A 12,645-nucleotide genomic window follows, 5' to 3' on the forward strand; every position below is an offset into this window, starting at 1 on the left:
CCAATTCAATTTGGGATTTTAGATTGGGATTTTGGATTGAGTTGAATTTTTAACTCAAGAACTCATCACTTTTTTAGTCTGTGACTGTTACGCCCATATTCTTGGCAGTTCCTGCCACAATCTTCATTGCCGCATCTATGTCATTGGCATTGAGATCGGGCAGTTTGGTTTGGGCTATTTCTTGCAATTGCGCTTTGCTAATTGACCCAACTTTCTTTTTGTTGGGTTCATTAGAACCTTTTTCAATTTTCGCTGCCTTGCGAATTAGCACTGATGCTGGTGGTGTTTTGAGGACAAATGTAAAACTCCGGTCTTCAAAAACCGAAATTTCTACAGGTATCACCATCCCCACTTGATCTGCTGTTTTAGCGTTATATTCCTTGCAGAACATCATAATATTAACACCATGTTGACCCAGTGCAGGGCCTACCGGCGGTGCTGGATTGGCTTTTCCAGCATTCAGGGCCAACTTAATGACCGCTACTACTTTTTTCGCCATTTGTATTTAGCTCTGTTTCTCTACCTGATTAAATTCCAATTCTACTGGTGTATCCCTACCAAAAATCGAGAGCAAGGCTTTGAGTTTACTCCGTTCTGGAGATACTTCAATTACCTCGCCTTCAAAGTCTTTAAAGGGGCCAGAAAGTACGATTATCTTATCACCAGCAGCCATATCAATTTTGACAACTGGCTCCTGTTCGGCAGTTTGTTTGAATATGCGTTCTACTTCTGAATTACTCAGGGGTATCGGGTTGACATGACCGCGACCCCTGCCGCTACCACGTTTTTGCTCCGAACCCACAAAATTAATTACGTGGGAAGTGTTCCGCACTACCTGCCAAGTATCATCATCCATCATCATCCGCACCAGCACATAGCCAGGAAAAACTTTTTCTGCCGTATGCTGGCGACTGCCATCTTTACGGATTTTCACCGCTGGCGTGTGTGGAATTTCTACCTGGACAATTTTTTCGGCCACATCAAAAGTTTGGATGCGTTGCTCCAAGTTAGTTTTAACACGCTTTTCACAGCCTGAGGCTACTTGCACCGCATACCAGCGTGCTTCGTTTGAAGCTGTTTCTGCGGTTTCTCCTGTTTCCTCCGACTGCAACGTGGAGTTATATGGTTCGTCTGTTGCAGAAGTCATCAGAACACCTGTTTCGCTGCCCAAGCAAACAATCCATCGACCAAATATATCAAAGATGCGGAGAGTATAACCATTAACAATACGGCAGCTGATTCGCTTACCACCTGCTTGCGACTGGGCCAAACTACTTTCTCAAGTTCTTCTCTGGTTCCTTGTACGAAGTTGCCAAAGCTGAACCCATTTGTAGTTTCTGGCAATTCTGCTTCATTTTTTTTGGCCACGGCCGTTTATCCCCCCGTTTTTGATACAGCTATACCCTGCTAATTTTCAATCAGGCTCACAGCTTTTATCTCATCCCATTCATTGGAGGAAAATAAAGCTGTAAATACAAAAGTTATACCCGAAATCATTAGCGCTAACTGCTATGTTAGCAGTTGCGTAATTTTTTCGGGCTTTATCTTTTGTTCTTGAGCGCGCCCTGGAGGACTTGAACCCCCGACATCAGGTTTTGGAGACCTGCGTTCTACCAACTGAACTAAGAGCGCACAAGCTGTTTTTGATTTAGTCATTGCGCTGAACTAAATTTCAGTTTAACGCAATATTTGACTATTATATCTTAATTTTGTCGAGGGAACAAATCAGCGGCAGGAGCCGCCTCATGTTAGGTATTTCTCCCATAGTCGAGAATGGCAAATTACAAAGGACGGTCAAAGCGTTGTTTGATCCGGGTTGCTTTGCCAACGCGACCGCGAAGATAATACAGTTTAGCACGCCGTACCTTACCGCGACGCAATACTTTGATGCTATCAATCCGGGGAGAATGCAACAAAAATACCCGCTCAACGCCAACACCTTGAAAAACCTTGCGGACTGTAATAGTCTCGTTAATACCGCCATTGCGTTTCGCGATCACCACCCCTTCATAGGGCTGGACACGGAATTTTTCGCCTTCCTTGATTTTTACTCCGACTTTAACCGTATCGCCGACGTAAATTTCGGGCAGATTAGTTTTTAGTTGTTCCGCTTCGATAGAGCGGATAATCTCTTGAGCGTTCATTGTCTATTTACTAAAAAAAACTCACGATCATCAATCATAAATCTTAACCGCTTAGCAGTCCAGTTAACCATTGAGATTCAAAGTGACTGGGGACTGGGGATTGGGGACACTTCTCTACGAGAGGCTGCGCTCTAAGCGCAGCTATGCCGCAGGCTTTACGACAGGCGGTAGTTGAGCGTAGTCGAAACTCAGTGCATCGTTGGGGAATTAGGTATTAGGGACTGGGGGAGAAGGGAGAAAAGTTAAAAATTCAAGGGGATGGTTCTTCCCTTTCACGAATACTCAGTAACCATTACCCAGTTCCCAGTCCCCAAACTTTTCTGGTATGAGTGCCTTGTAATAATAAAGAGTGCTACAAAAGACTAGACCACCAGTATAAAGTTTATGAAATTTAGCGTCGTTATCAGTACTTACAATCGCCTCAATCTATTACAAAGAGCTATTAATTCTGCTCTTAACCAAACGATTAAGTGTGAGGTAGTAGTTGCCGACGATTGTTCGTCTGATGACACAGAAACTTATGTAAAAAGCTTAGGTAATAGCGTTGTTTATTATCGAAATGAGGTCAATCAAGGTCATGCAGCAACGGTAAATGCTGGAGTTGCAAAAGCTAGCGGCGACTGGATTAAATTTTTGGATGATGACGACTACTTAGCTCTCAATTGTTTGGAAGAGATGGTAAAAGCGATCGCACTTTGTCCTGATGCTGTCATTTGCTCTTGTGTTGCGGCTCAAGTCGATGGTAATGAAGTTGAACTCAGTCGCACGCCGCAGCTTGGCCCTGGATTAGCTTTTTATATTCCTCAAGCCGATATTCACTACGGTATGCTCTTAGAGCTTGTACCTTTTGGCACGCCTGCACAAGTAGCTTGCAGCCGCGAAGCTTTTCTGCAAACTGGTGGTTGGGATTCTACACTTGATGCTAACTGTGATGATATTGATTCTTGGATTCGCATTGCTCAGTTTGGCCATGCCATTTTCCTGAATCAGTGTCTTGCTTATCGCACTATCTGGCCCGGCGCGTATAATCAAAAATTTTCTTTGTCTCGACGGTTGACTACAAATATCTTGATGAAAGAGAAGATTTACGCTTTGGTGGACAAAGAACACCGCTCAGAAATTCCTCTGCTTCAAGATATAAAAAATTATCTGAAACTACATTGGCTTCTAGTAGCACTGAAACAAAAGAATATTAAGAGCTTTGTGTCAATTATAGATCCGTCTGTATTTTCTCCTCAACCTTGGAAGTTTTTGTTAACTGCTGTCTTATCGCGTCGCTCCCAAGGAGAAAATGCTCTGATTCGCAAATTTGTGTTAATTGATTCCTAATTATTTAAGGATTTGCAATAGTTTTTGCTATCACAGATACAGTATCTTCACCATGCCTGTGTAATATTTATTTTGTTAGTGATAAATAGTTTTCAGTAATGACCTGAAAAGTAATGAAACAGAGGATTTTTGGTAAAATATGCCAGGATTAAATGTATTGAAATACATTATTTAGTAATTAGAAAATAAATTAATAAGACTGTATATCATGAAGGAGTGAAGAAAGCGAAGTAGCTGGTTACAACTGTAAGTGGTCAGTTGTACATTTCTTGTTAGCTATTTTTGAGTATTCACAAATATCCCTGATGATTATGATTATTAACACCTAGTTATACCAATTTGATTAGTGATTCCGATAGATGGAGCGCTCACAGCGATTATCAATAACTCTTTCACAATGAGTTTTGGAAAGTTCTGAGCTTCCTATGTCCTAAGCGGAAAAGGCTTGGCTCAAACTTTCCGTAAATTCCAAAATCAAAATGGTATTAATTATCTTATTTTTTTACATACCTTTCAGAAATTATGCGAATAATACATATTTTGAACCATGTTCAAGAGATAGGTAATGGTATTGTAAATGTCGCAGTGGATCTGGCTTGTCTACAGGAAAAAACGGGTCATGAGGTCGCGGTAGTATCTGCTGGTGGAGAATACGAAGCATTACTAGCCGATTGTGGCGTCAAACACTACCAACTAGACCAAAGCCGGCAACCGATAAGTATTATGAAAGCGGGCGTTCGTTATCGAGCGATCGCAGCAGAATTTCAGCCGGATATTGTTCATGCTCATATGATGACGGGAATAGTACTAGCACGTATTCTCAAATCTAACTATGCTTTAGTTTCCACAGTACATAATGAATTTCAGCGTGCTAGCCTGCTGATGGGTTTAGCTGATAGAGTAATTGCTGTCAGCAAGGCTGTGCAATCATCAATGGCACAGCGGGGTATCCCAGAAAGCAAGTTACGGGTAGTCTGCAATGGGACTTTAGGTAGTCCACGAACTCGGCAAATACAAGATTATCAACCTTTACCATTACAGCGTCCGGCGATCGCTACTGTAGCCGGAATGTATAAACGCAAGGGAATTGCTGAATTAATCGCCGCTTTTGAGCAAATAGCCCCAGATTTTCCCCAAGCGCATCTTTATTTGGTAGGAAATGGGCCTGACAGAGAGCTATTTGAAGCGCAAGCACAAGCAACTTCTGTAGCAGAACGTATTCATTTCGAGGGCTTCCAACCAGAACCGCAACGCTATTTAAAATCTTGTGACATATTTGTGCTAGCTTCTCACCGTGACCCTTGCCCATTGGTACTTTCCGAAGCTAGAGAAGCCGGAGCTGCAATCATTGGTACTCAAGTAGACGGCATTCCTGAAGCTTTGGAATATGGGCAAGCAGGACTATTAGTACCAGCAAAAGATAGTAATAGTTTGGCCAAGGTCTTAGTGGAATTACTGAGTAATTCTGAGATGCTGCACGAGTGGAAACAGCGATCGCATCAAAATTTAGAGTGGTTGAATGTTGCCCGCGTTCATCAGCAAACGCTGGCAGTTTATCGTGAGTTAATTGCAGGATGAGGGCATAGGGCATAGGGAGCAGGGTAAGAATAGATATTAACTCTTGACTCCTGCTTTCTGCCTCTTACCTCCTATCTCCTGTTTCCTGTCTTTTCTCTTCCTTTGTGTCCTTTGCGGTAGCCTGCGGCAAGCCGCTTGTGCGTCTACGTTTCAAAAACTTAGATTTTCTTATACCAGCAAAGGTGTAATAAAACCTTTTCTGCAATCCACGTAGCCCAGCTGCCACTGGTTTTCCCCAATTACCACCTAGAACATCGTGCAGCAGAATATAAAAACAGGGGATGATAAACAGTGTTAGGAATGTAGCGATCGCCATTCCAAAGAAAACGACAATCCCCAAAGGCTGCAAAAACTCTGAACCTTCCCCAATCCCCAACGCTAAAGGAAACAGCCCCAAGATAGTCGTGACTGTAGTCATGATAATCGGGCGTAAGCGTTGCGGAGCAGCTTTCATGATGGCAATTTGGCGAGTACAATCTTCTTCTTCGCGAATTTGGTTCGCTAATTCCACCATCAAAATCCCTGCGTTCACCACAATTCCCACTAGCAGCACTACGCCAACAATTACAGTTGCACCAATCGCCGTTTGGGTAATGTAAAGTCCAAAAAGTCCTCCAGCTAAAGCTAGCGGCACAGTAAACATAATTACCAACGGGTCAATCAGCGAATTGTATTGTACCGCCATCACGACGAAGATTAAAAACGTTGCTAACGCTCCCAAAGTTTTTAAAGCATCCTGAAGCTGATTATTAGTTTCCTGGGCAGAACTAGGCACAATTGAAACGCCATCAGGTAAGTCTACGCTTTTGAGTACCTCATTGACTTCTGCTATGGCTTCACTCAGACTAACTCCCTCGTTGAGGTTGCCTGCTACAACAAAAGCTTGGCGCTGATTAATCCGCTGCACCTCCCCAGGGGCTTGACCTTCTTCAATGCGGGCAACATCTGAAAGGCGAATCAGTTGATTGTTTTGTGTAAATAGGGGTAATTGCTCTAACTGAGAAGGTCGCTGAATCGCTTCTTTATTTAGCTGTACCCGCACATCAACCAATCGGTTACCGCGTTGTATTTGCGTGGGAACTGAACCTTCAATTGCTGTTTGAATGGTTGCACCAATTTGCTGAGCAGTCAGCCCTAAAGCCGAAACCCGTTCCCAGTCTGGGCGAATTTGGATTTCCGGTTGCCTGGGGTCGGCGTCTGGTCGGAATGTCGCTAGTGTTGCCCTTTCCTGTAAAGCTTGCAGCACTTGCGCCCCTGCTTGGGTTAAGTTTTCTTCATTCTCACCTTGGAGGATGACATCAACTTCTGACCCTTGCACTGGGGAATTACTCAAGATTAAACCCCGCACTTGTCCAGGATTGAGGCGTAGTAGAATCCCTGCCAAGTTGAGTTTGTTAAATTGCTGAGTTACTTTTTTAACGAAAGCTTCGACATCTGTCCCTGGTTTGAGATTGATGGTGCTGCTGGCACGTAAAGGATTCTCTGTAGTATTGTTGCCAAACAGATTACCCCCGACAGTTGTGAAAGTAGAGGCAGTTTCTGGTTGTTTGAGCAAAATGTCATCGACAATTTGCATAACTTTCTCAGAAGTTGCCAAAGGTGTACCAGGAGGAAATTGCGCTCTTAAGTTGGCTTGGCCAGTACTAATCCGGGGTAAAATTTCTTGGGGAATTTGACCAAACATAAACACGCTGCCGCCGCCGAGAATTAGCAAAGCAGCAGTAACTACGAAAAGCCGATAGCGTAAAATCTTGGTTAAAACGTAGCCGTATCCCCGCGTCACATCTTCAAAGCGGTGATTAAACTGTTTAAGTAACCAAAATTCGCTGATTCGACTAGACCAGCTAATTCCCAAAAGCCGAGAACTCAGCATCGGTACTACTGTAATTGCGACGACAAGGGAAGCTGCTACTGCAAAGCTAATTGTCAGAATCAGTTCATTAAATAGCAGTGCGATAAAGCCGCCAATTAACAGGAATGGTACTACAGAAACTAAATTGGCTCCTGTAGCAGCAACTAAGGCAGATTCAACTTCTTGCGAAGCAGTAATCGCACTGTCAATAAAGAATTTTTTATTGGGGGTTCTCACTTTTTCCCCCTCTTCCCTTCTCCCTTTATCTATCTCTCTCTGATTGGGAGTCATGCCTGTTTTTTCGGAAATGTTCTCCAAAATCACAACAGATGTATCAATTGCTTGACCAACTCCCAATGTCAGACCTGCCAAACTGAATACGTTCAAAGTCAAGCCAAAGATTTTCATCAGAGCGATCGCTGCCAGCGTACACAGCGGTATTGTGATACTGATAATCAATGTTTGCCTGATTGATCCCAGAAATAACAATACTGCTGCTGCTGCTAACAATGCCCCAGAAATCCCAGAGAAGATGACATCATTTAAAGAATTGCGGATGAAGACTGATTCATCTGTGGTGGGACTTAAAGTCATGTCCGCTGGAATCAAACCTGATTGCTGTAATTGCTCAATTCGCTTTTTCACCAAATCTACAACTGTAATTGTGTTGGCTTCTGGTTGCTTTTGAATTGACACTTTCACAGCAGGCTGACGGTTGAGGTAGACAAATACTCGTTGTTCTTCTGTATCGTCGATTACCTCAGCAAAGTCTCGCATATAGACGCGGCGGGTAAGGGATGAGGGGGAAGCAGGGGAGGCAGGGGAGGAAACTTCTAGGGAGAGGTTTTCAATTTCCCTCGCTTCTCGGAAGCGTCCTACAGTCCGAGTTAATGGCTCGGAATTTTGCCCCAATATCCGACCACCAGAAGTATCTTGGTTACGAGATGTTAGTTCATTGAGTACATTATTTAACCCCACACCCAAAGCTTGCAAACGGTTTAAGTCAACAAGCACTCGTACTTCTTCCTCAGCACCACCAGATACATCAACTGCGGCGACTCCTGGCACGACGCTGAGTTCACGGGTTAATTCTTCATCAGCAAATACACGTAAATCTTTACCTGGGAGGGAAGAAGATGTCAGTGCCAATTCATAAACTGGTAATTGCGAAGGATCGACTTTAAATAAGCGCGGCTCCTCTATGGTCTCTGGCAGTTGTCCTCGCCCTCGGTTAAAGGCTGCTGTCGCATCGTTGAGCGCTTGATCAATGTCGCCACCAGGTTGGAAGTATAAATCGAGACTAACTTGTCCTTCACGGGTACGTGAGAATACCTGCACTACATTTTCGGTTGCTGATAAAGCTTCTTCTAGGGGTCTAGTGATTTCATCTACTGCTACTTCTGGGGAAATACCGGGTGCTTCTAACCGGACGCCAATTCGGGGATAGGTAATGGCTGGTAGTAAATCTACTTGGATGGTTGTAAGAAAAAATATTCCTACAACAATTACCGCCACGGTAAGCATGAGTGTGCCAATGTGCTGACGGATTGCGATCGCGCTGATGCTAAATCCGCCATTATTATTTGCCTGCTGCATCTTTTCAATTCAAATTTCAAAACAACAATTTTTAATTGCTTCTTGGGGCTGAGTCTGCTGTTTCCGAAAGAACCGAAAGATTTACAGTTTCCCCATCTTTTAACGGCTTACCACTTCTAACAACGTAGCGCTCTCCCGGTTGTAAACCAGATAAAACTTCTACTCTGCCATCAGCCGTTTTCCCTAAGTTGACTGGTCGTGAAGTTACCTTGGCTTTGCCTTCTGCGTCTGTGACGACAAATATAGTTCCAGTTCGGTCTTGGGAGTTTGTTCTGGCTATATCTGGTGAAGAAGACTGCTTGACATTTGTTTGCGTTTCCCCTGTGCCATTGGATTTATTGCCTCTGGCTTGTTTCTGAATAGCTGCTTGCGGTACTAATACTCGTTGCGATGTCTGATTTTCAAACTTGACTCGCGCCAGCAGCCCACTACCAATCTTGCCGTCATTGTTGGGAATTACTACTTCTACTGGTATCAAGCGAGCTGTGGCATCCGCAGCTGGAGAAATGCGGATAACTCTGCCGACTAATGTTTGATTTGGGAAGGCATCTAACCGAACTTGTACAGCTTGCCCAAGCTGAATTTGTGCCAGTTCTAATTCAGAAACTGCAAGGGCGACTTTGACGCGGTTAAAGTCACCGATACTTAAGACTTCGCCACCTGCTTGCAGTAAATTGCCAGGTTCTGTTACCTTCCCTGTGACTACCCCATTAATTGGGGATGTGAGGCGAGTGTAGGATCTGCGCTCTTTGGCTTGGGCTACTACCGCTTGTTGAGCTACTACTCTGCCTTGGGCGGCGGCGACTGCTTGCTGTTCTGTACGCACTTGCTCTTGAGCTGCTCGCAGTGCTTGGGCAGCTGTTTGCGCTTGAGTCCGTGCTTGTTGGGCTGTTTGTTCAGCGATCGCTCCCGATTGAAACAGTTTCTGTTGTCGTTGTGAGTCTGACTGCGCTTGCACTAGTTGTAACCGCACCCGTTCTACTTCAGCACGAGCATTACTTACCTGATTTCTGATCCTAGCTACTTCTGATTTTAAGGCTGCTAGTTCGGCTTCGGCTTGCTTTAACTCTGTAGACAAAATGGCATCATCTAACTGCCCGATGTTCTGCCCTTGCTTTACTGTGTCACCTACATCTACATTTAAAGCCAACAGCCGTCCTTCAACTTGCGATCGCAGCGATACAACCCGGAATGGTACTGTATTACCTGTATATTCTGGTTGTGTCTCTAGCAAGCCTGTGCGGGCGATCGCTACATCTACAGGCGTTACACGACTACGCCCTTCACCACTACCAGGACGCTGAGATTGTGCATCAGCTGCTTCCTTCGGCAATGAGCCGCAACTTACTGATAGCAGCAAACAGGGAATTAATAAGATGGATGCAAAAGAGGATACTGGAGTCCGAAAACCCCGGAACCTGGTTAATGTTGATACATTACTTCTTACATCTGCAACAGCCGTGTCAGTTTTTACAACTGTATCTAACTGGGTATTAATTACCTGATTAGCGGCTGCGGAAGTTAAGATTTTCGCCCGCTTATGCGGCTTATTTTCGTCCAAAATCATTTGCTTTTTTGGTATTTGGGAGGTTTTGGGTTTCAAAAGCCGTGCATTACCAAGTAATCCTAAAAGATATGACTAATAGGCGGTGGCGAGAGACAATAACCTATCTCTCTATAATTTTCTGTATTGAAAATTACTATTTTTCCTACAAAAACAAACAATTTTCACCGCGCTACTGCTTACGCAAAAGTAAGCGCCTTCTTGCAGATGTAATTACAAATTAATAAATTTTAGTATAAATATTTTTGAATTTTCAACCATCTACCCATAGGAGAAAACTTGTATTTCTTAAAGATATGGGTTTTTTCTGTCTTAGATTTTACTTAAGCCAGTATCAAATAGTTAACTTGATTTTTAGATAATCACGGCCAATATAGCAAAAGACTAGTAATTTTCCTTTGAAGATAATATATTAAGAATATTAAACAGCAATTGCTTTTTGGGTGTTGTAATGCATATAGGTCTTTTTTGCATAGGTAGCAAAGAATAAGCTGATATGTACCACAGAAATAAGAGCAAAAATTAACTGTAAGTGAGGAAAGTTAAGAGTGACACAACAACTAGTACAAACTGCTGAAGAATCCCAGCTTGCAGAATTTTTTCAGGAATCAGCGGGGAAATGGCGCTCTGAGCGGCGGTACTACACCTTACCGCAGGGAGAGACCAAGCAAATCGAGAGTATAATTACCATCCGGTTTTTACAGCAGGGATGCAGTGAGTTGCAACAACTAGCTCAGATGCACGATTTACCCACTTCAGTTAGTTTGCTCTGTGGTGCAGAAGTTATTTGGCAAAGTACTGATGTACTAAAAGATAGAAAGGAGTCTCAAGGTTCAACACTGTTTGGAGCTTTGGGAAATATATTGTATCGCGATCGCGGTTTTGCCACATCCAAACCAGTCACCGCAAAATATTATTTCTCGAACCCTAAAACACTGTGTTTGCGAACTGAGTACAACGGTTCAGTGTTTGAGGAAGAGTTAAAACTAATTGGTAGCAGATATCGCACTAGACAAACTATTATCTCTCGTGCTGGTGAGCAGTTGATGATTGGTCAATATTTGGAAAAAAGGATCGATACTAATTCGTAATTCGTAATTCGTAATTAAGTTCAACGAGAGAGTAGGGTGGTGATAATCTCCACCCTACACTAAGCTACCAAGCCTAAGCGCTGGCGGTAGAGTCAGATTTGAGCAAAGAACCGGCATTGAGCGATAGCCCTATCCGAGAAACACCAGTGAAGAGAATGCTAACGCCTACTAGTGTGCCAAGAATCCAAGGCGCATTAAAAGGCCATTGGAACCAAATCATTGCACCCAGCAATAGAGTAATGATGCCATCACCTAACACCCAAGTCCAGTTTTCTTGAGGACGCAAACGGAAAGCTAGAATCAGCTCGAATACACCTTCAGTTAGCAAGAAGCTACCTAGTAGCAGAGTTAGTGTGAGGATACCAGTTTGGGGATAAATGAATAGCATTACACCAGTCGCGATGTAAAGTCCGCTCAATAATATCTTCCAAATGAAGCCGCCGCGATCGCGTGTTTGAGTTGCATAAACTAGCTTGGCAAATCCTGAAGAAATCAGAATCACAGCAAACCAAGTTTCAGCAAAAATGGTGGAAACAACGGGTAATGCGATCGCAATAATTCCGAAAATAGTCAAGAGAACGCCAGTTATCAACGCTCCATTTCTTTTCTTATCGATATTGACGTCGTTAGAAACGTTAGTTGTCATACAAATTTTTCCCTATGTTTAAATCGACTCTACGATTAGGCTAGGGAATTTTTGTTAAACAAGGTAGAACCCTAAGATATATGCGACACAACAAGTTCTACTGAGTTTTTTAAGAAGATTGCAGCTAATTGTTAGCAAATACTACTTTTGATAGATAAATATCTCTCGCCTTAGCCGATTGAAGAGCGTTAAGAGTTAGTTTTTAACGAGCGTGTGGTGATTCTAACCCACCAATTTATAGCTGTAATTCAAACCCTGGTAATACTTCTTCTCCAGAGAATAGTGCTGGTGTCTGAATTACCTCCACAGGCTGTCCTGGCCGATAAATCTCCACCTGTGTATCTTGAGAATTAATCAGCCAACCTAAACGCAAACCATTTTCTAGATATTCTTGCATTTTATCTTGCAGAGGTTTGAGGCGGTCGCTTTGAGAGCGGAGTTCTATCACAAAGTCAGGCGTTAGTGGTGGGAATTTTTTCCTTTCCTCAGCAGTCAGCGCTTCCCATCGTTCTAATTTTACCCAAGCAGCATCAGGCGATCGCTTTGCTCCATTCGGCAGTCTGAAGATAGTTGAGGAACTAAAAACTATTCCTAATTTTGTTTGGCGATTCCAAATATTTAAATCAGTAATTAAGTTAGCTTCTTGGTTTCCGCTTTCACCTCCTACTGGTGGCACAATAATTAATTCTCCTGTTGCACTCTGTTCTAGATTTAAGTCTTTATTCGCCATGCATAGTTGATAAAACTGTTCATCCGTTAGGTGAACAATTGGGTCTAGATTTAGCACAACTGTATCCATCGAGCTGCTCCTTTTTCATTCAAAGCCGCACTTAAACACTTGATAA

General features: G+C 43.2%; 11 protein-coding genes and 1 tRNA gene. 3 read left to right on the forward strand and 9 right to left on the reverse strand.

Annotated features, from left to right (window positions below; all coding sequences use genetic code 11):
* Positions 1–73: 73 nt before the first annotated feature.
* From rplK to rplS, 5 genes are all read right to left on the reverse strand, one after another.
* Positions 74–499, reverse strand: a complete 426-nt coding sequence (gene rplK / locus WKK05_RS28850) for a 50S ribosomal protein L11 (protein ID WP_341526447.1) — start codon at positions 497–499, stop codon at positions 74–76.
* A 6-nt stretch (positions 500–505) separates the two neighbouring features.
* Positions 506–1,147 carry a transcription termination/antitermination protein NusG gene (gene nusG, locus WKK05_RS28855; protein WP_341526448.1) on the reverse strand — a complete coding sequence of 214 codons (642 nt, stop codon included), beginning with the start codon at positions 1,145–1,147 and terminating at the stop codon, positions 506–508.
* Positions 1,147–1,368: a preprotein translocase subunit SecE gene (gene secE, locus WKK05_RS28860; RefSeq protein ID WP_341526449.1), complete on the reverse strand. Its 222-nt coding sequence runs from the start codon at positions 1,366–1,368 to the stop codon at positions 1,147–1,149. Before secE ends, nusG begins: the two co-directional genes overlap by 1 nt.
* A 191-nt stretch (positions 1,369–1,559) precedes the next feature.
* Positions 1,560–1,632, reverse strand: a tRNA-Trp gene (locus WKK05_RS28865).
* A gap of 149 nt (positions 1,633–1,781) precedes the next feature.
* On the reverse strand, positions 1,782–2,144 hold the full coding sequence (gene rplS / locus WKK05_RS28870; RefSeq protein ID WP_341526450.1) for a 50S ribosomal protein L19: 363 nt from the start codon (positions 2,142–2,144) through the stop codon (positions 1,782–1,784).
* 384 nt (positions 2,145–2,528) lie between these two features.
* Here rplS and WKK05_RS28875 point away from each other — a divergent pair, with 384 nt between their 5' ends.
* Together WKK05_RS28875 and WKK05_RS28880 are read left to right on the forward strand one after the other, a co-directional pair.
* Positions 2,529–3,473 (forward strand): glycosyltransferase family 2 protein, encoded by a 945-nt coding sequence (locus WKK05_RS28875; RefSeq protein WP_341526451.1) that lies wholly within the window; start codon positions 2,529–2,531, stop codon positions 3,471–3,473.
* 522 nt (positions 3,474–3,995) lie between these two features.
* The gene (locus WKK05_RS28880; protein ID WP_341526452.1) at positions 3,996–5,051 is read left to right on the forward strand and encodes a glycosyltransferase family 4 protein; all 1,056 of its coding nucleotides are present in this window, start codon (positions 3,996–3,998) and stop codon (positions 5,049–5,051) included.
* A gap of 64 nt (positions 5,052–5,115) precedes the next feature.
* On the opposite strand, the gene WKK05_RS28885 is transcribed toward WKK05_RS28880, so the two are convergent.
* The gene (locus WKK05_RS28885; RefSeq protein WP_341526453.1) at positions 5,116–8,499 is read right to left on the reverse strand and encodes an efflux RND transporter permease subunit; all 3,384 of its coding nucleotides are present in this window, start codon (positions 8,497–8,499) and stop codon (positions 5,116–5,118) included.
* Between the two features lie 31 nt (positions 8,500–8,530).
* Positions 8,531–10,066 carry an efflux RND transporter periplasmic adaptor subunit gene (locus WKK05_RS28890; protein WP_341526454.1) on the reverse strand — a complete coding sequence of 512 codons (1,536 nt, stop codon included), beginning with the start codon at positions 10,064–10,066 and terminating at the stop codon, positions 8,531–8,533.
* A gap of 545 nt (positions 10,067–10,611) precedes the next feature.
* Here WKK05_RS28890 and WKK05_RS28895 point away from each other — a divergent pair.
* On the forward strand, positions 10,612–11,154 hold the full coding sequence (locus tag WKK05_RS28895; protein WP_341526455.1) for a phycobiliprotein lyase: 543 nt from the start codon (positions 10,612–10,614) through the stop codon (positions 11,152–11,154).
* A 73-nt stretch (positions 11,155–11,227) separates the two neighbouring features.
* Here WKK05_RS28895 and WKK05_RS28900 read toward each other — a convergent pair whose 3' ends face one another.
* Positions 11,228–11,800 (reverse strand): DUF308 domain-containing protein, encoded by a 573-nt coding sequence (locus tag WKK05_RS28900; protein ID WP_341526456.1) that lies wholly within the window; start codon positions 11,798–11,800, stop codon positions 11,228–11,230.
* Positions 11,801–12,035: 235 nt separating this feature from the next.
* Entirely contained in the window at positions 12,036–12,599 is a 564-nt protein-coding gene (locus WKK05_RS28905; protein WP_341526457.1) for a Uma2 family endonuclease, read from the reverse strand.
* Between the last annotated feature and the right edge of the window lie 46 nt (positions 12,600–12,645).

Source organism: Nostoc sp. UHCC 0302, from assembly GCF_038096175.1.
In the GTDB taxonomy this organism is placed as follows: Bacteria; Cyanobacteriota; Cyanobacteriia; order Cyanobacteriales; family Nostocaceae; genus UHCC-0302.

What these genes read in the sequence shown, in the direction of transcription:
- rplK (WP_341526447.1), bottom strand. Translation starts at nt 499, where the DNA reads ATGGCGAAAAAAGTAGTAGCGGTCATTAAGTTGGCCCTGAATGCTGGA.
- nusG (WP_341526448.1), bottom strand. Translation starts at nt 1,147, where the DNA reads ATGACTTCTGCAACAGACGAACCATATAACTCCACGTTGCAGTCGGAG.
- rplS (WP_341526450.1), bottom strand. Translation starts at nt 2,144, where the DNA reads ATGAACGCTCAAGAGATTATCCGCTCTATCGAAGCGGAACAACTAAAA.
- WKK05_RS28875 (WP_341526451.1), top strand. Translation starts at nt 2,529, where the DNA reads ATGAAATTTAGCGTCGTTATCAGTACTTACAATCGCCTCAATCTATTA.
- WKK05_RS28880 (WP_341526452.1), top strand. Translation starts at nt 3,996, where the DNA reads ATGCGAATAATACATATTTTGAACCATGTTCAAGAGATAGGTAATGGT.
- WKK05_RS28885 (WP_341526453.1), bottom strand. Translation starts at nt 8,499, where the DNA reads ATGCAGCAGGCAAATAATAATGGCGGATTTAGCATCAGCGCGATCGCA.
- WKK05_RS28890 (WP_341526454.1), bottom strand. Translation starts at nt 10,066, where the DNA reads ATGATTTTGGACGAAAATAAGCCGCATAAGCGGGCGAAAATCTTAACT.
- WKK05_RS28900 (WP_341526456.1), bottom strand. Translation starts at nt 11,800, where the DNA reads ATGACAACTAACGTTTCTAACGACGTCAATATCGATAAGAAAAGAAAT.
- WKK05_RS28905 (WP_341526457.1), bottom strand. Translation starts at nt 12,599, where the DNA reads ATGGATACAGTTGTGCTAAATCTAGACCCAATTGTTCACCTAACGGAT.